The sequence below is a fragment of the Pseudomonas sp. W3I7 genome, from assembly GCF_030816095.1.
In the GTDB taxonomy this organism is placed as follows: Bacteria; Pseudomonadota; Gammaproteobacteria; order Pseudomonadales; family Pseudomonadaceae; genus Aquipseudomonas; species Aquipseudomonas salomonii.
In genome coordinates this window covers 5,217,889-5,236,575 of the sequence record NZ_JAUSXP010000001.1, presented here as the reverse complement: position 1 = coordinate 5,236,575, position 18,687 = coordinate 5,217,889, and the positions used below count along the sequence as shown (strand labels likewise).

Sequence of the window (18,687 nt, the reverse complement as noted above, 5' to 3'; positions counted from 1 at the left end):
CCTGTGGAGTAGCATGGCCGCATGCCTATTACGGAGTGTCGGCCCATGTCCTTTGCGGTAATCCAAATGGTCAGCCAGAAGAGCGATGTGCTGGCCAACCTGGCCCAGGCCCGGCGCTTGCTGGAGCAAGCGGCTGCGGGCGGTGCGAAGCTTGCGGTACTGCCGGAAAACTTCGCCGCCATGGGCCGCCGCGACGTGGCCGATATCGGTCGCGCCGAAGCCTTGGGCGAAGGCCCGATACTGCCCTGGTTGAAACAGACCGCCCGCGACCTCACCTTATGGATAGTGGCCGGCACTTTGCCGTTGCCGCCCCAGGACCAACCGCACGCCAAGTCCAACGCTTGCTCGCTATTGATCGATGATCAGGGCGAAATCGTTGCCCGGTACGACAAATTGCACCTGTTCGATGTCGATGTTGCAGATGCCAGGGGCCGTTATCGCGAATCCGACGACTATGCTTTCGGCAGTAATGTGGTGGTGGCGGACACGCCGGTGGGGCGTTTGGGCCTGACGGTGTGCTACGACCTGCGGTTCCCCGAGCTGTACAGCGAACTGCGTGCTGCGGGGGCGGAATTGATTACTGCGCCTTCGGCCTTTACGGCGGTGACCGGCGCTGCACATTGGGATGTACTGATTCGGGCGCGAGCTATCGAAACCCAGTGCTATTTATTGGCTGCCGCTCAGGGCGGTGTGCACCCGGGGCCACGGGAAACCTTTGGCCACGCAGCCATTGTCGACCCCTGGGGGCGTGTGCTGACACAACAGGATCAAGGCGAAGCGGTGTTGTTGGCCGAACGCGATAGCAGTGAACAGGCGTCGATAAGGGCGCGCATGCCGGTGGTCAATCATCGGCGCTTTTTCTCGCAGGGCGCGCAGCGGCCTGCTTCAGAACGATGAATTTAAGGCCAAACCTATGAGCGAGTTGTTGTCCTCAGTCAGTGAACACCTCCTGGCACCCGGTGGCGTGACCATCGAAAGTTTGCAAACCGTGCTCGGTGATCTGGCCGGGCCAGGCATCGACGCGGCCGACCTGTATTTTCAGGGCCAGATTTCCGAGTCGTGGGCCCTCGAAGACGGCATCGTCAAGGAAGGCAGTTTCAATCTTGACCAAGGCGTAGGCGTGCGCGCGCAATCCGGTGAAAAGACTGGTTTTGCCTACAGCAACGCCATCACCCTTGAAGCCCTGGGCCTGGCGGCGCGTGCGGCGCGCTCGATTTCCCGCGCTGGCCAGAATGGCACCGTGCAGGCTTTCAGCACTCAGGACGTGGCCCAGCTGTACGCACCGGATAACCCGCTGGAAGTGATCAGCCGCGCGGAAAAGGTTGATTTGCTCAAGCGTATCGACGCCGCCACCCGCGCCCTCGACCCACGTATTCAGCAAGTGACCGTGAGCATGGCCGGCGTGTGGGAACGCATTCTGGTGGCGTCCACGGACGGCGGGCTGGCGGCAGACGTGCGGCCGCTGGTGCGTTTCAACGTGAGTGTCATTGTTGAGCAGAATGGTCGCCGCGAGCGCGGTGGCCATGGCGGTGGCGGGCGTACCGACTACCGTTATTTCCTCACTGACGACCGCGCCATGGGTTATGCCCGTGAAGCGCTGCGTCAGGCACTGGTCAACCTGGAAGCCATTCCAGCGCCGGCCGGTACTTTGCCGGTGGTGTTGGGCTCGGGCTGGTCCGGCGTGCTGCTGCACGAAGCCGTTGGCCATGGCCTGGAAGGTGACTTCAACCGCAAAGGCAGTTCGGCCTACAGCGGGCGCATGGGTGAAATGGTGGCGTCCAAGCTCTGCACCATCGTCGATGACGGCACCCTGGCCGGCCGGCGTGGCTCGCTGAGTGTCGACGACGAAGGCACGCCGACCGAATGCACCACGCTGATTGAAAACGGCGTGCTCAAGGGCTACATGCAAGACAAGCTCAACGCTCGCCTCATGGGTGTTGCACGCACCGGCAACGGCCGTCGCGAATCGTACGCGCACCTACCGATGCCGCGCATGACCAACACCTACATGCTCGGTGGCGAAAGCGACCCCGCAGAAATCATCGCCTCGGTAAAACGCGGGATCTACTGCGCCAACCTCGGCGGCGGCCAGGTGGATATCACCAGTGGCAAGTTCGTGTTCTCCACCAGCGAAGCGTACCTGATCGAAGACGGCAAGATTACCGCGCCGGTCAAAGGGGCGACGTTGATTGGCAATGGGCCGGAAGCGATGAGCAAGGTGTCGATGGTCGGTAACGACCTGTCGCTGGACAGCGGCGTAGGCACGTGCGGTAAGGATGGGCAGTCGGTGCCGGTCGGCGTCGGTCAGCCAACCTTGAAAATCGATGCGATCACCGTGGGTGGCACGGGGTCGTAGTGGCCGGAGCTTCGGGTGGCGAAGAACGCCACCCGGGGAAGAGGATCAACGCAGGCCGCGTTGAGTCTCGTCCAGCTCACGGATGTACTTGAATATTTTACGGCTGGTGGCCGGCGCCTTGTTATGCGCCTGCTCGTGCTGGGCCTGACGGATCAGGGAGCGCAGTTGCTGGCGGTCCGCATCCGGGTAGTCCAGCACGAATTTCTCCAGCACCGCGTCATCGCCCGAAATCAGGCGGTCACGCCAGCGCTCCAGGTTATGGAAGCGTTCGTTGTATTGGCGAGTGGAGGCATCGGTTTGATCAAGCAACGCCAGAATCGCGTCAGTGTCCTGATCGCGCATCAGCTTGCCGATAAACATGATGTGCCGCTTACGCGCGATATTCGCGGTGTGCTTGGGAGCATCCGCAAGCGCCCGGCGCATTTCGTCGGTCAATGGCAATTTGGCAATCAAGTCTTTCTTGAGCGTTGTAAGGCGCTCGCCGAGGTCAACCAGCGCATGCAGCTCGCGTTTGACCTGGGTTTTGCTTTTCTCCCCATCGAGGGAGTCGTCGTAAGAATCAACCATGGTGGCAGTCCGCAAAGAAACGCCGCCATGATAACCAGTCGGGGGCCGCTTGTCCGGCCCGGTCGCTCGATGGCCTTAACCGAAAGCAGAATTTGAGTGGAGAAAACCATGAGTGCAGCCCAAAGCGTCGGTCCGCAAGCGTTACCGGCACTGCAGGAACAAGTCGAGCAGATCCTCGCCGAGGCCAAGCGCCAGGGGGCCAGTGCCTGTGAAGTAGCCGTTTCGCTGGAGCAGGGGCTGTCGACGTCGGTGCGTCAGCGTGAGGTGGAAACTGTCGAATTCAATCGCGACCAGGGTTTCGGCATCACGTTGTATGCCGGGCAGCGCAAAGGCTCGGCCAGTACCTCCGCCAGTGGGCCGGAAGCGATTCGTGAAACCGTCGCGGCGGCGCTGGCGATTGCCAAGCACACTTCCGAAGATGAAAGCTCGGGCCTGGCCGACAAAGCGCTGATGGCCAAGGACTTGAAGGACTTCGATCTGTTTCACGCCTGGGACATCACGCCCGAGCAAGCAATCGAAAAGGCTCTGATCTGCGAAGCCGCCGCGTTTGATGCCGATGCCCGCATCAAGAACGCCGATGGCACCACGTTGAGCACTCATCAAGGCTGCCGTGTCTACGGTAACAGCCATGGCTTTATCGGCGGTTATGCCTCCACTCGGCATAGCTTGAGCTGCGTGATGATCGCCGAAGCCAATGGCCAGATGCAGCGCGATTACTGGTACGACGTGAGCCGTCAGGGCGAATTGCTGGCCGATCCGGTCAGCATCGGCCAGCGCGCGGCGCAACGTGCAGCCAGCCGCCTGGGCGCGCGCCCGGTACCAACTTGTGAAGTGCCGGTGCTGTTTTCGGCTGAGCTGGCCGGTGGTTTGTTCGGCAGTTTCCTGGGCGCGATTTCCGGCGGCAACCTGTACCGAAAATCCTCGTTCCTTGAAGGTGCGATTGGCCAGAAGCTGTTTCCTGAATGGCTGACCCTCGATGAGCGCCCGCATTTGATGCGTGCCATGGGCAGTGCGGCATTCGACGGGGATGGCCTGGCCACCTATGCCAAACCGTTCGTCGAGAACGGCGAGTTGGTGTCCTACGTACTGGGCACTTACGCCGGTCGCAAGCTGGGCCTGCCAAGCACGGCGAATGCCGGTGGCGTGCACAACCTGTTCGTCACCCATGGCGACGAAGACCAGGCAGCGCTGTTGCGTCGTATGGGGCGCGGTCTGCTGGTCACCGAGCTGATGGGCAGTGGCCTGAACATGGTGACCGGTGATTACTCGCGCGGCGCGGCGGGTTTCTGGGTGGAAAATGGCGAGATTCAGTTCGCTGTCCAGGAAGTGACTATTGCCGGCAACATGCGCGATATGTTCAAGCAGATCGTCGCAGTGGGGAATGACCTGGAGCTGCGCAGTAATATTCGCACCGGTTCGGTGCTGATTGAGCGGATGACCGTCGCCGGCAGTTAACGGCGCGACGCTTCATGAAAAGGCACGCCATCCTCGAGATGGCGTGCCTTTTTTTATGGCTGCGATTTGCCACGCTTGTTTTGATTCTCAATATCATTTAATAATAAATATCATTACCGAATGAGCGTGGATCATGAGTTCTGTCCTGCATGAGGATCCGTACCTGGAAAGTTGGCGTTGGATGAGTCGTCAGATTCGCTGCGGTCTCGATCCCAATGAGCCGCGCCTGATCGAACACTACCTCAACGAGGGTCGATACCTGGCGTGCTGCACCGCGACCCATCCGTGGACGATCGCCGAAACGTCATTCCGCCTTTTGATCGACACCGCCAGCGACATCGCCTTGCCCTGGCACTGGCGATCCATGTGCCTGGACCAGGCCTGGCGCCCACTGCGCGACCTGGAAAAACTTTCCCACTGTGCCTGCCGCCTCAAGCGCTGGCAGACCTTTGCCTGGCAATTGGCGACCTGCGAATTGCTGCCGTCTATTTCTCACTCCGACCTGGTGCAAGGATCAAACGATGAGTAACACCCGTATCGAACGCGACAGCATGGGCGAGCTGCAAGTACCCGCCGAGGCCTTGTATGGCGCGCAAACCCAGCGCGCGGTGAACAACTTTCCGATCAGCCATCAACGCATGCCGGCGCAATTCATTCGCGCCCTGATCCTGGCCAAGGTCGCCGCCGCCAAGGTCAACGTCGACCTCAAGCAAATCAGCGAAGGGCAGGGCAAGGCCATCGTTGACGCGGCCCAGGGCCTGCTCGAAGGCGACTTCATGCCGCACTTCCCGGTGGATATCTTCCAGACCGGCTCCGGCACCAGTTCCAACATGAATGCCAACGAGGTGATTGCGACCCTGGCCAGCCGCTTGCTGGGTGAGCCGGTCAACCCCAATGACCACGTGAACTGTGGCCAGAGCAGCAACGACATTATCCCAACCACCATCCACGTCAGCGCAGCCTTGGTGCTGCATGAGCAAACGCTGCCGGCCTTGCTGCATTTGGTACAAGTCATCGAGCAAAAGGCCGAAGAAGTCCACCCGTTCATCAAGACCGGCCGCACGCACCTGATGGACGCCATGCCGGTGCGCATGAGCCAGGTGCTTAATGGTTGGGCGCAACAGCTCAAGGCCAATATCGGCCACTTGCAGGATTTGCTGCCGAGCTTGCAGGCCCTGGCACAGGGGGGCACAGCGGTTGGCACCGGGATCAATGCACACCCGGAATTTGCAGCACGTTTCAGTCAGCAACTGAGCAGCCTGACCGGGGTGAAATTCACACCGGGCAAAAACCTGTTTGCGCTGATCGGCTCCCAGGACACTGCCGTCGCCGTGTCCGGCCAGTTGAAAGCCACCGCAGTGTCGCTGATGAAAATCGCCAACGACCTGCGCTGGATGAACTCTGGCCCGCTCGCAGGCTTGGGTGAGATCGAACTGGAAGGCTTGCAGCCAGGCTCCTCGATCATGCCGGGCAAGGTCAATCCGGTGATCCCGGAAGCCACCGCCATGGTCGCGGCGCAGGTCATCGGCAATGACACGGTGATCACTGTGGCGGGGCAGTCTGGCAACTTCGAGCTGAACGTGATGCTGCCGATCATCGCCCAGAACCTGCTCAGCAGCCTCGAACTGCTGGCCAATTCCAGCCGCCTGCTGGCCGACAAGGCCATTGCCAGCTTCAAGGTCAACGAAGCCAAGCTTAAGGAAGCGCTGTCGCGCAACCCGATCCTGGTCACCGCACTCAACCCGATCATTGGTTACCAAAAGGCCGCTGAAATCGCCAAGAAGGCCTATCAGCAAGGCCGCCCGGTGATCGATGTCGCCCTCGAGCACACCGACTTGCCACGTAGCCAACTGGAGATCCTGCTGGACCCGGAAAAGCTCACGGCCGGCGGCGTGTAATCACCGACCCTGCTTTGGAGGCTCACCATGGAGCACTGGAAACGCACGATCGAACGGGCTAATCGCTGTTTTATGGCGGGCGAGCTGGTCGACGCTCGCGAAGCCTATCTGCAAGCCCTGGCCCTGGCTCAAGTGTTGTTCGAGCGTTGGGCGGATGCCGACGAAGCAGTGGCGGCCTGCGTCATTTCCCATCACAACCTGGCGGACCTGCACCTGCGCCTCAACCAGCCGGAGGAAAGTGCGGAATACCTCTGCGCCATTCACCAGCGGCTGTTGCAGACCATGCAGGACCCGCGTCTGAGCCCGCAACTGCGCGAGGCGGCGCTGCGCCAGAGCAGCAAAACCTATGTCGAACTGTTGAATTTCATCAGCGATCACGGCGAATACCCGCGTACCCATCGCCTGCTGGGTGGTGCTGCGGCGCAACCGATCACTCCACACTACGGAGCACATTGATATGACCTACACCTTGCCTGCCCTGCCTTACGCCTACGATGCCCTGGAACCGCATATCGATGCGCAAACCATGGAGATCCACTACACCAAGCATCACCAGACCTACATCAACAACCTCAATGCTGCGGTCGAAGGCACGGAGTTCGCGGGCTGGCCGGTAGAGAAGTTGGTGTCCAGCGTGCAGCAACTGCCGGAAAAACTGCGTGCTGCCGTGATCAACCAAGGCGGTGGTCATGCGAACCACTCGTTGTTCTGGGCGGTGATGTCGCCAAAGGGCGGCGGCAAACCCGAAGGTGCACTGGGCAAAGCCATCGACGAGCAATTGGGCGGCTTCGACAGTTTCAAAGAGGCCTTCACCAAGGCCGCCTTGACCCGCTTCGGCAGCGGCTGGGCCTGGCTGAGCGTCACCCCGCAGAAGACGCTGGTAGTGGAAAGCAGTGGCAACCAGGACAGCCCGTTGATGAGCGGCAACACGCCGATCCTCGGCCTGGACGTGTGGGAGCACGCCTATTACCTGCTGTATCAGAACCGTCGCCCGGAATACATCAACGCCTTCTACAGCGTCATCAACTGGCCGGAAGTCGCCGCACGCTACCAGGCCGCTTTGGCCTGATTTTCACTCTATAACAAGATCTAAGGCCGACTATGGGCACTGAAACACTGGCGATCAGCAGCGGGCGAATGTTTCGTTATGCGTTTGGCTCGCTGTTGCTGTTGGCCGGGACTGCATTGCTGGTGGCCCACGGGCTGGCCTGGCTAAACCTTGAACCGCGTATCCTGCGCGCTTTGCAGGGTGGGGCGATCTGCGCGCTCGGCACTGCGCTGGGCGCGGTGCCCGTACTGGTAATACGCCGCATGCCGGTAGCGCTGAGCGATACCTTGCTGGGCTTTGGTGCCGGGGTAATGTTGGCGGCGACTGCGTTTTCGCTGATCGTGCCCGGTATTGCAGCCGCTGAAGGCCTAGGGCTCTCACCCTGGGGCGCCAGTGGGTTGATCAGCTTCGGCATCATGCTCGGCGCGTTCGGGTTGTATCTGGTAGACCGCAAGGTCTCCGGCGCGAGCCCGGAAATGCTGGTGGGCACGCCGGATAAACCGGTTATTGCGCCGCGCATCTGGCTGTTTGTGTTCGCCATCATTGCCCATAACATTCCGGAAGGCATGGCGGTGGGGGTTTCTGCCGGTGGCGGCATGCCGGATGCCGACAGCCTGGCCATGGGCATTGCCCTGCAGGATGTGCCGGAAGGGTTGGTGATCGCGCTGGTGCTGGCAGGGGCGGGCATGTCGCGGGTCAAAGCGTTCTTGATCGGCGCTGCGTCAGGATTGGTCGAGCCAGTGTTTGCCGTGCTGTGTGCATGGCTGGTGAGTCTGGCTGAGGTTCTGTTGCCGTTGGGGCTTGCGCTGGCGGCGGGGGCTATGTTGCTGGTGGTGACTCACGAAGTGATCCCGGAATCGCGCCGCAACGGTCACGAAAAGCTTGCCAGCCTGGGGTTGTGCATCGGGTTTTGTTTGATGATGGTGATGGATACCGCGCTAGGGTGAGGCCATTGCAGCCCCACACCCGTCTCAAAGGGTGAGTTTACTCACCCTCATCAAAGTAGTTGTTGATCAACTTGACCAGAGCATCCATCGCTTCCTGCTCCTGTTCGCCTTCGGTCTTCAAGTGAATCTTGGTGCCCTTGCCCGCAGCCAGCATCATCATGGCCATGATGCTTTTGCCGTCGACCATCGACTCTGGCGTGCGCCCGGCGCGGATCTGGCAAGGGAACTGCCCGGCAACGCCGACGAATTTAGCCGAGGCGCGGGCGTGCAGGCCCAGCTTGTTGATGATTTCAATTTCCAGAGCGGGCATCGCGGGGGTGTTCCTTTCAGCTAAGGTCGCGGTGGCGAACCTGGACGTTCTTGAGGGTTTGTTGCAGCACCTGGCCCAGGCGTTCGGTCAGGTAGACGGAGCGATGGTGGCCGCCGGTGCAGCCGATGGCAATGGTGACATAAGCCCGATTACTTGCGGCAAAGCGCGGTAACCATTTGAGCAGGTAGCTGGAGATATCCTGGAACATCTCCTCGACATCCGGTTGCGCCGCCAGGTACTCGGCCACCGGCTGGTCCAAACCGGACTGGTCACGCAGCTCCGGCTTCCAGTAAGGGTTGGGCAAGCAGCGCACGTCGAACACCAGATCGGCATCCACCGGCATCCCGCGCTTGAACCCGAACGACTCAACCAGAAAGGCCGTGCCTGGCTCCGGCTGGTTCAGCAGGCGCAGCTTGATCGCATCGCGCAACTGATACAGGTTGAGGTCCGTGGTGTTGATCTTGAGATCAGCGAGGTCAATGATCGGCCCTAACAGCGAGGTTTCGTCCTCGATGGCTTCGGCCAGGGAGCGATGCGGGCTGCTGAGGGGGTGACGTCGACGGGTTTCGGAGAAACGCTTGAGCAGCGTCTCCTCGTCGGCATCCAGGTACAGCACATCGCAATGAATATGCTTGGCGCGTACTTCCTCGAGCAGTTGCGGGAAGCGCTCAAGGTGGCTGGGCAGGTTGCGGGCGTCAATCGAGACGGCCACCAATGGCTGCGCCAGTTCAGTGTGGATCAGGGCGCGTTCGGCCAATTCCGGCAGCAGGCCCGCCGGCAGGTTGTCGATGCAATAGAAACCATTGTCCTCAAGGACGTTGAGGGCGGTGCTTTTACCCGAGCCGGAACGGCCGCTGACGATGATCAAACGCATGATTACTGCCTGTTTTGCTCATCAAGTACAACCTGATATAGCGCCTCGTTGCTGCTGGCACTGCGCAGTCTGTCGCGTACTTCCTTGCGGTCGAGCATGCTGGCTATCTGCCGAAGCAGTTCCAGGTGCGCATCGGTGGCGGCTTGCGGGACCAGCAGAACGAACAGCAGGTCAACCGGGGCGCCGTCGATGGCGTCGAAATCGATTTTCTCCTGCAGGTGCAATAGCGCACTGACGGGAGACGTGCAGCCTTCAAGGCGGCAGTGAGGAATGGCGATGCCGTTGCCAAAACCGGTGGAGCCCAGTTTTTCACGGTCGATCAGGGCCTTGAACACGACTTGCTCATCCAGTTCAGGCACTTCACGGCTGATCAGTTTGGCGATGTGTTCGAGGGCTTTTTTCTTACTGCCGCCCGGCGCGTTCACGAGGGAACGGCCGGGGGTCAGGATGGTTTCAAGTTGGATCATGGGGGAGAGTTAACGACCTGTACCTTGCATCAGGTGCAGATTCTTTTCCTTATGCTTTAAGAGTTGGCGGTCAAGCTTGTCGGTGAGCAAGTCGATCGATGCATACATGTCTTCATGCTCGGCCTTGGCCTGCACTTCACCACCGGGAATCTGGAGGGTCGCTTCAATTTTCTGCTGAAGCTTGTCGACCTTCATGATGACCTCCGCGTTGGTGATCTTGTCAAAATGGCCCTCAAGCTTCTTCAGCTTCTGCACGACATAGTCGCGAAGTGGTGGGGTGACTTCCACATGTTGTCCACTGATGTTGACTTGCATACAGCTTCTCCTTCGTTGCCAGTGCATAAAGCGGTGGGTAGGAATACCCACCACTGGAACGCTATGGCCCGCCCGTCACATCAAACGCTTACGCTCGCTGGAAGGCGCGATCCCGAGGGACTCGCGGTACTTGGCGACGGTTCGACGGGCGACCTGAATGCCTTGTGCCTCCAGTAAACCAGCGATCTTACTGTCACTCAATGGCTTTTTCTGATTTTCCGCCGCAACCAGTTTTTTGATGATCGCGCGGATCGCCGTGGACGAGCATTCACCGCCTTCGGAGGTGCTGACGTGGCTGGAGAAAAAGTATTTCAGCTCATAAATACCGCGTGGGGTATGCATGAATTTCTGTGTGGTCACGCGGGAAATCGTCGATTCATGCATGCCCACAGCCTCGGCAATGTCATGCAGGACCAGCGGCTTCATCGCCTCGTCGCCATATTCCAGGAAGCCGCGCTGGTGCTCGACGATCTGGGTGGCCACTTTCATCAGGGTTTCATTACGGCTTTGCAGGCTCTTGATGAACCAGCGCGCTTCCTGCAATTGGTTGCGCATGAAGGTGTTGTCGGCGCTGGTGTCGGCGCGGCGCACAAAGCCTGCGTACTGCGGGTTGACCCGCAAGCGTGGTACCGACTCCTGGTTCAGCTCCACCAGCCAGCGTTCGTTGTCTTTGCGCACGATCACGTCAGGCACGACATATTCGGCTTCGCTGGACTCGATCTGCGAGCCGGGGCGCGGGTTGAGGCTCTGCACCAGTTCGATGACCTGGCGCAGGTCATCTTCCTTGAGCTTCATGCGGCGCATCAACTGGCTGTAGTCGCGGCTGCCCAGCAGGTCGATGTAGTCAGTGACCAGGCGCTGGGCCTCGACGAGCCAAGGGGTCTTGGCCGGCAGTTGGCGCAGTTGCAGCAACAGGCATTCGCTCAAGGTGCGAGCGCCAATGCCGGCAGGCTCGAACTGTTGGATGCGATGCAGGACGGCTTCGATTTCGTCCAGCTCGATGTCCAGTTCCGGGTCGAAGGCTTCCAGAATCTCGTCGAGCGTTTCGTCCAGGTAGCCCTGATTGTTGATGCAGTCGATCAGGGTTACGGCGATCAGGCGATCGGTGTCGGACATCGGCGCCAGGTTCAGTTGCCACAGCAAATGGCTCTGCAGGCTCTCGCCGGCGGACGTGCGGGTGGTGAAGTCCCACTCGTCGTCGTCATTGCTGGGCAGGCTGCTGGCGCTGGTCTGGTAGACGTCTTCCCAGGCGGTGTCGACGGGAAGCTCGTTGGGAATGCGTTCGTTCCATTCGCCTTCCTCCAGGTTATCCACCGTAGGGGCGGTTTCCTGATAGGACGGTTCCTGCACGTCGGGGTTGGGTTTTTGCTCGATGTTGTCGGCCAGCGGGTCTGCATTATCGAAGTCGTCGCCTTCTTCCTGGCGTTCGAGCATCGGATTGGACTCCAGGGCCTCCTGGATTTCCTGTTGCAGGTCCAGGGTCGACAATTGGAGCAGGCGGATGGCCTGTTGCAGCTGCGGTGTCATCGTCAGCTGCTGGCCCATTCTCAGGACTAGCGATGGTTTCATGGCAGGGGCTTAACACCTTATTCGCCGGCGCAATGCGCCATCCACGACAGGGCGCGTGAGCGCCAAACATAAGCAAATTATATGCCTGATATCAGGGGCTTTGCCTAGAGCGCGGTAACAATAAAAAAACTGAGGTTTTTATTGACTTGCACGCGCCCCTGGCAATGGCCTGATACCACCGTGTTTACAGGCGGAACTCGTGACCCAGGTACACTTCCTTCACCAGTTCATTGGCCAGGATAGTGGCGGAATCACCTTCTGCAATCAGTTGCCCATCGTTGACGATATAGGCGGTTTCGCAGATATCGAGCGTCTCACGCACGTTGTGGTCGGTGATCAATACACCGATGCCCTTGGCCTTGAGGTGATGGATGATCTGCTTGATATCGCCAACCGAGATCGGGTCGACACCGGCAAAAGGTTCGTCCAGCAGGATGAACTTCGGCGCGGTAGCCAGTGCACGGGCGATTTCCACACGGCGACGCTCACCACCGGACAAGCTCATGCCGAGGTTGTCGCGGATGTGGTTGATGTGGAATTCCTGCAGCAGGCTTTCCAGCTCTTTGCGACGGCCGTCGCGGTCGAGCTCCTTGCGGGTCTCGAGGATCGCCATGATGTTGTCGGACACCGACAGTTTGCGGAAGATCGACGCCTCCTGGGGAAGATAGCCGATACCCGCGCGTGCACGACCGTGCATCGGCTGGTGGCTGACGTCCAGATCGTCAATCAATACACGGCCCTGATCCGCCTGGACCAGGCCAACAATCATATAGAAGCAGGTGGTCTTGCCGGCGCCGTTAGGGCCGAGCAAGCCGACGATCTGGCCGCTGTCGATCGACAGGCTGACGTCGCGTACGACCTGACGGCTTTTATAAGCTTTGGCCAGATGCTGGGCTTTCAGGGTTGCCATTAGTTCGTCTTCTTCGCAGCGGGTTTAGGCGCAGGGGCGGCAGCGTCTTTCTGTTTCGGCTGGATCACCATGTCGATGCGAGGACGGGGTTGCGTGACCTTGCTGCCATTGGCGCGACCGGCGGTGGCGATCTGTTTGACGGTGTCGTAGGTGATTTTTTCACCTTCGGTGGTGTTGCCGTCAGTGCTGACAACCCGTGCCTGGTCGATCAGGACAATGCGGTTCTGCTGGGCGTGATATTGGATGGTCTTACCGTAGCCCTGCATCGGCTTCTTGTCGGTAACCGACTGCATCTGTTCGAAGTAAGCCAGGTTGCCTACCGAAGTCACCACGTCGATGTCACCAGCCGGGGTACGAGTCAGCGTTACCGTGTTGCCGGTAATCTTCATCGAACCCTGGATAATGACCACGCCACCGGAATAGGTGGCGACACCTTGCTTGTCATCCAGCTGCGCATCGTCAGCCTGAATGCGGATCGGTTGCTGGCTATCGTTCGGCAGAGCCCAGGCGCTCACGCTTCCCAGTGCTGCGCCCAGACCGAGCAAAATAGGGAGAGTTTTAACGAGCCTCATACTGTCCTCTTACGTTCGATAGCAGGTGTATCCTGCTTTCTTTCAAATACGCTTTCATTCCCTTGCCAGTCGATACACCGCCAGCGCCGTCAATTCTAACGTCTTGCTCGGTCTGCGCATATTGCTGTTGTGGGAAAACGGTCATGCGACTGCTGGTGATGATGGTGTCGCGCTTCTGTTCATCGGTGCGCGCGACGCGCACCGAGTCGATCAACTCAACCTGGGTGCCGTCCGCATTGACCTCGCCACGTTTGCTGGTGACGTGCCACGGAAAGTCGGTGCCGCGGAACAGGTTCAGGTCCGGGTTGGTCAGCAGGCTGACGTCGGAGGCTTTGACGTGCTCCACCTTATCGGAGGTCATCTCGTATTGGACCTTGCCGTCTGGCATGAACTGCACCGTATAGGCATTGGTGGCGAAATTGTCGATCAGCCCCTCGTCCACCTGCGCAACAGGCTTGTCGAGAAAGCGCTCCGGGCTGATATTCCAGTAGCCCACCGCCAGGAACAGCGCGGCGATGACTCCGAATAACAGGAAGTTGCGAATCTTTTTGCTCAGCATAAAACGCTCTATAAGTAGGCGGCGTGGGCCGCTTCAAGACTGCCCTGGGCACGCAGGATCAATTCGCAGAACTCGCGGGCCGCGCCTTCACCGCCACGTGCGACAGTAATGCCATGGGCGTGTTCACGCACAAATGCCGCCGCATTGGCGACGGCCATGCCCAGGCCTACTCGGCGAATGACCGGCAGGTCAGGCAGATCATCACCCAGGTACGCAACCTGCTCATAGCTTAGGTTGAGTTGGCCAAGAAGCTCGTCCAGAACCACCAGTTTATCCTCACGGCCTTGATACAGGTGAGGAATCCCCAGGTTTTGTGCGCGGCGTTCCACAACCGGTGTCTTTCGACCACTGATAATGGCCGTTTGCACACCGGCGGCCATCAACATTTTGATGCCCTGGCCGTCGAGGGTGTTAAAGGTCTTGAATTCGCTGCCATCTTCGAGGAAGTACAGGCGGCCATCGGTCAGCACGCCGTCCACGTCGAAAATCGCCAGTTTGATGTTTTTGCCGCGTTGCAGCAGGTCGCTGGTCATTTACATCACTCCCGCACGCAGCAAGTCGTGCATGTTCAGGGCGCCGATCGGGCGGTCGTCACTATTGACCACCACCAGCGCGCCAATCTTATGGTCTTCCATGATCTTCAGCGCTTCGGCTGCAAGCATCTCGGGGCGGGCTGTCTTGCCGTGGGGCGTCATCACCGCATCGATAGTCGCGGTGTGGATATCGATGGTGCGGTCCAGGGTGCGGCGCAGGTCGCCGTCGGTGAAGACCCCGGCCAGGCGCCCGTCGGCTTCCAGGATCACGGTCATGCCCAGGCCCTTGCGGGTCATTTCCATCAGTGCGTCTTTGAGCAGGGTGCCGCGTTGTACGTGGGGCAGTTCATCGCCCGAATGCATGACATTTTCCACTTTGAGCAGCAGGCGACGACCCAGCGCGCCGCCCGGGTGCGAAAACGCGAAGTCTTCAGCGGTAAAACCACGGGCTTCCAGCAACGCCACGGCCAGGGCGTCGCCCATCACCAGGGCGGCGGTGGTGGAGGAGGTCGGTGCCAGGTTAAGAGGGCAGGCTTCGTGGGCCACATGCACGTTCAAATTGACTTCGGCAGCCTTGGCCAGCGTGGATTCCGGGTTGCCGGTGAGGCTGATCATCTTGATGCCCAGGCGCTTGATCAAGGGCAGCAAGGTCACGATTTCGTTGGTGGTGCCGGAGTTCGACAGCGCCAGGATAATGTCCTCCTTGGTGATCATGCCCATGTCACCGTGGCTGGCTTCGGCCGGGTGCACGAAAAACGCCGTGGTCCCGGTGCTGGCCAGGGTGGCGGCGATCTTGTTGCCAACGTGGCCGGATTTGCCCATGCCGACCACCACCACGCGGCCCTTGCTGGCCAGAATCATCTCGCAGGCGCGTACGAAATCTGCGTCGATATGGGCCAGTAAACCTTCTACGGCTTCAAGCTCGAGGCGGATGGTGCGTTGTGCGGATTGAATAAGGTCGCTGGATTGGCTCATGTCTGAAATCGTATAGCCTGACGAAAAGTCGGCGATTATAGCGGTAATGATCAAATCCCTCACGCTAGTTATTCAGCAGGTGCCTGCTATTGATGCTCAGTCAGGTGTTTTCCCTGTCCCGAATCTGAACAAGCGCTGTTCCGGCCTTGGGGGCTCTGTACCAGCAGTGATATAGTTCGCCGCCAGTTCGGTCGGCCCAAGCCATGCCGCTAACTTTTGTGCATCTGTTGCAAACGAAAGTCGCAAGCATGGTGTCTGAGTGAAAGGCTGCATCCCAAGGAGATTAGATGAGTGCCGATAACGCCTACGCGGTCGAGCTGAAGGGCCTTACCTTCAAGCGCGGTTCGCGCAGCATCTTCAATAACGTCGATATTCGCATTCCCCGCGGCAAAGTCACGGGCATCATGGGGCCTTCCGGTTGCGGCAAGACCACTCTGTTGCGCCTGATGGGCATGCAATTGCGGCCCAGCGCCGGCGAAGTGTGGGTCAACGGCCAGAACCTGCCGACCCTGTCGCGCAGCGATCTGTTCGATGCGCGCAAGCATATGGGCGTGCTGTTCCAGAGCGGTGCCCTGTTTACCGACCTCGACGTTTTCGAAAACGTAGCGTTTCCGCTGCGGGTGCATACCCAGCTGTCCGATGAAATGATTCGTGACATTGTGCTGCTCAAATTGCAGGCCGTGGGCCTGCGCGGTGCTATCGACCTGATGCCCGACGAGTTGTCCGGTGGCATGAAGCGCCGTGTTGCGCTGGCGCGAGCAATCGCCCTCGACCCGCAGATTCTCATGTATGACGAGCCGTTCGTAGGCCAGGACCCGATCGCCATGGGCGTGCTTGTGCGCCTGATCCGCCTGCTCAACGATGCGTTGGGGATCACCAGCATCGTGGTTTCCCACGACCTGGCCGAAACCGCGAGCATTGCTGACTACCTTTATGTCGTCGGCGATGGCCAGGTGCTGGGGCAGGGCACGCCCGAAGAGCTGATGAACGCTGACAACCCGCGCATTCGCCAATTCATGACCGGCGATCCCGATGGCCCGGTGCCTTTTCATTTTCCGGCAGCGGACTACCGCTCAGATCTTCTGGGGAAGCGCTGATGCGCAAGACATCTTTAATCGAGAAGGTTCGCCTTTTCGGCCGCTCCGGCATCGACTTGATCGAGGTTCTGGGGCGTTCGACGATTTTCCTGTTTCACGCGCTGCTCGGGCGTGGCGGCATTGGCGGCGGTTTCGGCCTGCTGATCAAGCAGCTGCATTCGGTGGGTGTGATGTCCCTGGTCATCATCGTGGTGTCCGGGATATTCATCGGCATGGTGCTGGCGTTGCAGGGGTTCAATATCCTCTCCAGCTACGGTTCAGAGCAGGCAGTCGGGCAGATGGTTGCCCTGACACTGCTGCGTGAGCTGGGGCCGGTGGTCACCGCCTTGCTGTTCGCCGGGCGTGCGGGTTCTGCATTGACCGCCGAAATCGGCAACATGAAGTCCACCGAGCAGTTGTCCAGCCTGGAAATGATCGGCGTGGACCCGCTTAAATATATTGTTGCCCCGCGCCTGTGGGCCGGCTTCATATCCCTGCCGCTGCTGGCGATGATTTTCAGCGTGGTGGGCATCTGGGGTGGTTCGTGGGTGGCGGTTGACTGGTTGGGCGTTTATGACGGCTCGTACTGGGGCAACATGCAAAACAGCGTGACCTTCAGCGGCGACGTGCTCAATGGCATCATCAAAAGCATCGTTTTCGCCTTTGTAGTTACCTGGATCGCCGTATTCCAAGGCTATGACTGTGAGCCCACTTCAGAAGGGATCAGTCGCGCCACCACCAAGACCGTTGTGTACGCCTCGCTGGCGGTACTGGGCCTTGACTTCATTTTGACCGCCTTGATGTTTGGAGATTTCTGATGCAAAACCGCACTGTGGAAATCGGTGTCGGCCTTTTCTTGCTGGCTGGCATCCTGGCTTTACTGTTGCTCGCCCTGCGAGTCAGCGGCCTTTCGGCCAGCCCCACCGCCGATACTTATAAACTTTACGCGTACTTCGACAATATCGCCGGTTTGACGGTCAGAGCTAAAGTGACCATGGCTGGTGTAACCATCGGCAAGGTCACGGCAATCGATCTGGATCGCGACAGCTTCACTGGCCGGGTGACCATGCAAGTCGACAAGAAGGTAGATAATCTGCCGACTGACTCCACTGCATCTATCCTCACTGCTGGGCTGCTGGGCGAGAAGTACATCGGCGTCAGCGTGGGTGGGGAAACGGCCCTGCTCAAGGATGGTTCGACAATCCACGACACACAGTCGTCGTTGGTGCTTGAAGACTTGATCGGTAAATTCCTGCTCAATACGGTCAATAAAGACGCCAAATGAGGAACCTGTTCATGATCTCTACCTTGCGACGTGGCCTGCTGGTGCTGCTGGCAGCACTGCCGTTGATGGCCAACGCGGCGGGTTCTGCGCACGATCTGGTGCAGGACACGACCAACAAGATGCTGGCTGACCTGACTGCCAACAAAGAGCAGTACAAGCAAGACCCCACCAAGTTCTACGATGCGCTCAACACCATTGTGGGTCCTGTGGTCGATGCCGAGGGCATTTCCCGCAGCATCATGACGGTCAAGTATTCGCGCAAGGCCACGCCTGCGCAGATGCAGACCTTTCAGGAAAACTTCAAGAAGGGCCTGTTCCAGTTCTATGGCAATGCCCTGCTTGAGTACAACAACCAAGGTATTACCGTTGCTCCCGCCGGGGATGAGTCGGGTGACCGCACCAGCGTCAACATGACCGTCAAAGGCAACAACGGCGCGATTTACCCGGTTCAGTACACGCTGGAGAAGGTCAAGGGCGAGTGGAAACTGCGCAACGTGATCATCAACGGCATCAACATCGGCAAGCTGTTCCGCGATCAGTTCGCTGATGCGATGCAGCGTAATGGCAATAACCTGGACAAAACCATCAATGGTTGGGCCGGTGAAGTCGCCAAGGCCAAGGAAGAAACCGACAAACAAGCCGGGAAGCCTGCGCAATGACCGAGTCGGCTGTTCGTCTTGGTGACGCCGGCGAGTTGTTCCTCAGTGGCGTGCTGGATTACCGCACCGGGCCTGACCTGCGCAAGCAGGGCCAGGCGCTGATCAACAGCAGTAATGCACCAGCGCTGGTGCTTGATTGCTCGGCGGTGAGCAAGTCCAGCAGCGTCGGCTTGTCGTTGTTGCTGTGCTTTATGCGTGATGCGCAAGCGGCCAAGAAACCGGTCAGCATCCGCTCAATGCCTGAAGACATGCGTGAAATCGCTGAAGTTTCCGGTATTACCGAGTTGTTGGCGCATCCTTAATACGCATTAT

The 18,687-nt window shown here is 59.3% G+C and carries 24 protein-coding genes; 13 read left to right on the top strand and 11 right to left on the bottom strand.

All coding sequences use genetic code 11. The annotated features are described in order from the left end of the window. Positions 1-45 precede the first annotated feature (45 nt). Entirely contained in the window at positions 46-897 is an 852-nt protein-coding gene (locus QF043_RS24210) for a carbon-nitrogen hydrolase family protein (RefSeq protein ID WP_307420452.1), read from the top strand. A gap of 16 nt (positions 898-913) precedes the next feature. Further along, positions 914-2,356, top strand: a complete 1,443-nt coding sequence (tldD, locus tag QF043_RS24205) for a metalloprotease TldD (protein ID WP_056859033.1) — start codon at positions 914-916, stop codon at positions 2,354-2,356. Positions 2,357-2,401: 45 nt separating this feature from the next. On the opposite strand, the gene yjgA is transcribed toward tldD, so the two are convergent. After that, positions 2,402-2,923 carry a ribosome biogenesis factor YjgA gene (yjgA, locus tag QF043_RS24200; RefSeq protein ID WP_017138246.1) on the bottom strand — a complete coding sequence of 174 codons (522 nt, stop codon included), beginning with the start codon at positions 2,921-2,923 and terminating at the stop codon, positions 2,402-2,404. Between the two features lie 108 nt (positions 2,924-3,031). On the opposite strand from yjgA, the gene pmbA reads away from it, so the two are divergent. From pmbA to QF043_RS24170, 6 genes are all read left to right on the top strand, one after another. Next, on the top strand, positions 3,032-4,378 hold the full coding sequence (pmbA, locus tag QF043_RS24195) for a metalloprotease PmbA (RefSeq protein WP_307420451.1): 1,347 nt from the start codon (positions 3,032-3,034) through the stop codon (positions 4,376-4,378). Positions 4,379-4,511: 133 nt separating this feature from the next. Then, positions 4,512-4,907 carry a hypothetical protein gene (locus QF043_RS24190; RefSeq protein WP_058419314.1) on the top strand — a complete coding sequence of 132 codons (396 nt, stop codon included), beginning with the start codon at positions 4,512-4,514 and terminating at the stop codon, positions 4,905-4,907. Beyond that, on the top strand, positions 4,900-6,276 hold the full coding sequence (locus QF043_RS24185) for a lyase family protein (protein WP_307420450.1): 1,377 nt from the start codon (positions 4,900-4,902) through the stop codon (positions 6,274-6,276). Before QF043_RS24190 ends, QF043_RS24185 begins: the two co-directional genes overlap by 8 nt. A gap of 27 nt (positions 6,277-6,303) precedes the next feature. Beyond that, the gene (locus QF043_RS24180; protein WP_065930275.1) at positions 6,304-6,732 is read left to right on the top strand and encodes a hypothetical protein; all 429 of its coding nucleotides are present in this window, start codon (positions 6,304-6,306) and stop codon (positions 6,730-6,732) included. A 1-nt stretch (position 6,733) separates the two neighbouring features. Further along, positions 6,734-7,345 (top strand): superoxide dismutase, encoded by a 612-nt coding sequence (locus QF043_RS24175; RefSeq protein ID WP_058419317.1) that lies wholly within the window; start codon positions 6,734-6,736, stop codon positions 7,343-7,345. 32 nt (positions 7,346-7,377) lie between these two features. After that, positions 7,378-8,271, top strand: coding sequence for a ZIP family metal transporter (locus QF043_RS24170; protein WP_307420448.1), 894 nt, complete (start codon positions 7,378-7,380; stop codon positions 8,269-8,271). Between the two features lie 37 nt (positions 8,272-8,308). On the opposite strand, the gene QF043_RS24165 is transcribed toward QF043_RS24170, so the two are convergent. From QF043_RS24165 to QF043_RS24120, 10 genes are all read right to left on the bottom strand, one after another. After that, positions 8,309-8,581, bottom strand: coding sequence for an HPr family phosphocarrier protein (locus QF043_RS24165; protein ID WP_017138240.1), 273 nt, complete (start codon positions 8,579-8,581; stop codon positions 8,309-8,311). A 16-nt stretch (positions 8,582-8,597) separates the two neighbouring features. Next, on the bottom strand, positions 8,598-9,455 hold the full coding sequence (gene rapZ / locus QF043_RS24160; RefSeq protein WP_056859026.1) for an RNase adapter RapZ: 858 nt from the start codon (positions 9,453-9,455) through the stop codon (positions 8,598-8,600). A 2-nt stretch (positions 9,456-9,457) separates the two neighbouring features. Then, positions 9,458-9,922 carry a PTS IIA-like nitrogen regulatory protein PtsN gene (ptsN, locus tag QF043_RS24155; protein ID WP_307420447.1) on the bottom strand — a complete coding sequence of 155 codons (465 nt, stop codon included), beginning with the start codon at positions 9,920-9,922 and terminating at the stop codon, positions 9,458-9,460. 9 nt (positions 9,923-9,931) lie between these two features. Further along, positions 9,932-10,237: a ribosome hibernation-promoting factor, HPF/YfiA family gene (hpf, locus tag QF043_RS24150; RefSeq protein ID WP_056859024.1), complete on the bottom strand. Its 306-nt coding sequence runs from the start codon at positions 10,235-10,237 to the stop codon at positions 9,932-9,934. Between the two features lie 75 nt (positions 10,238-10,312). Further along, positions 10,313-11,806, bottom strand: coding sequence for an RNA polymerase factor sigma-54 (locus tag QF043_RS24145; RefSeq protein ID WP_305457774.1), 1,494 nt, complete (start codon positions 11,804-11,806; stop codon positions 10,313-10,315). Between the two features lie 184 nt (positions 11,807-11,990). Next, positions 11,991-12,716 (bottom strand): LPS export ABC transporter ATP-binding protein, encoded by a 726-nt coding sequence (gene lptB, locus QF043_RS24140; protein WP_016974288.1) that lies wholly within the window; start codon positions 12,714-12,716, stop codon positions 11,991-11,993. Next, positions 12,716-13,288: a lipopolysaccharide transport periplasmic protein LptA gene (gene lptA / locus QF043_RS24135; protein WP_065930282.1), complete on the bottom strand. Its 573-nt coding sequence runs from the start codon at positions 13,286-13,288 to the stop codon at positions 12,716-12,718. Before lptA ends, lptB begins: the two co-directional genes overlap by 1 nt. Beyond that, positions 13,275-13,847: an LPS export ABC transporter periplasmic protein LptC gene (gene lptC, locus QF043_RS24130; protein WP_056859022.1), complete on the bottom strand. Its 573-nt coding sequence runs from the start codon at positions 13,845-13,847 to the stop codon at positions 13,275-13,277. Before lptC ends, lptA begins: the two co-directional genes overlap by 14 nt. 8 nt (positions 13,848-13,855) lie before the next feature. Continuing rightward, the gene (locus tag QF043_RS24125) at positions 13,856-14,380 is read right to left on the bottom strand and encodes an HAD family hydrolase (RefSeq protein ID WP_056859021.1); all 525 of its coding nucleotides are present in this window, start codon (positions 14,378-14,380) and stop codon (positions 13,856-13,858) included. Beyond that, positions 14,381-15,355 carry a KpsF/GutQ family sugar-phosphate isomerase gene (locus tag QF043_RS24120; RefSeq protein WP_307420445.1) on the bottom strand — a complete coding sequence of 325 codons (975 nt, stop codon included), beginning with the start codon at positions 15,353-15,355 and terminating at the stop codon, positions 14,381-14,383. Between the two features lie 287 nt (positions 15,356-15,642). On the opposite strand from QF043_RS24120, the gene QF043_RS24115 reads away from it, so the two are divergent. Genes QF043_RS24115 through QF043_RS24095 form a run of 5 tightly spaced genes read left to right on the top strand, consistent with a single transcriptional unit; the run spans position 15,643 to position 18,677 of the window. After that, positions 15,643-16,452 (top strand): ATP-binding cassette domain-containing protein, encoded by an 810-nt coding sequence (locus tag QF043_RS24115; RefSeq protein WP_005784851.1) that lies wholly within the window; start codon positions 15,643-15,645, stop codon positions 16,450-16,452. Next, complete coding sequence (gene mlaE, locus QF043_RS24110; RefSeq protein WP_056859019.1) at positions 16,452-17,249, top strand: lipid asymmetry maintenance ABC transporter permease subunit MlaE; 798 nt, start codon at positions 16,452-16,454, stop codon at positions 17,247-17,249. The genes QF043_RS24115 and mlaE overlap by 1 nt, the downstream gene beginning before the upstream one ends. Continuing rightward, positions 17,249-17,716 carry an outer membrane lipid asymmetry maintenance protein MlaD gene (mlaD, locus tag QF043_RS24105; RefSeq protein ID WP_005784855.1) on the top strand — a complete coding sequence of 156 codons (468 nt, stop codon included), beginning with the start codon at positions 17,249-17,251 and terminating at the stop codon, positions 17,714-17,716. Before mlaE ends, mlaD begins: the two co-directional genes overlap by 1 nt. Positions 17,717-17,727: 11 nt before the next feature. Next, the gene (locus tag QF043_RS24100) at positions 17,728-18,375 is read left to right on the top strand and encodes a phospholipid-binding protein MlaC (protein WP_307420444.1); all 648 of its coding nucleotides are present in this window, start codon (positions 17,728-17,730) and stop codon (positions 18,373-18,375) included. Beyond that, positions 18,372-18,677, top strand: coding sequence for a lipid asymmetry maintenance protein MlaB (locus QF043_RS24095; protein WP_307420443.1), 306 nt, complete (start codon positions 18,372-18,374; stop codon positions 18,675-18,677). The genes QF043_RS24100 and QF043_RS24095 overlap by 4 nt, the downstream gene beginning before the upstream one ends. Positions 18,678-18,687 lie beyond the last annotated feature (10 nt).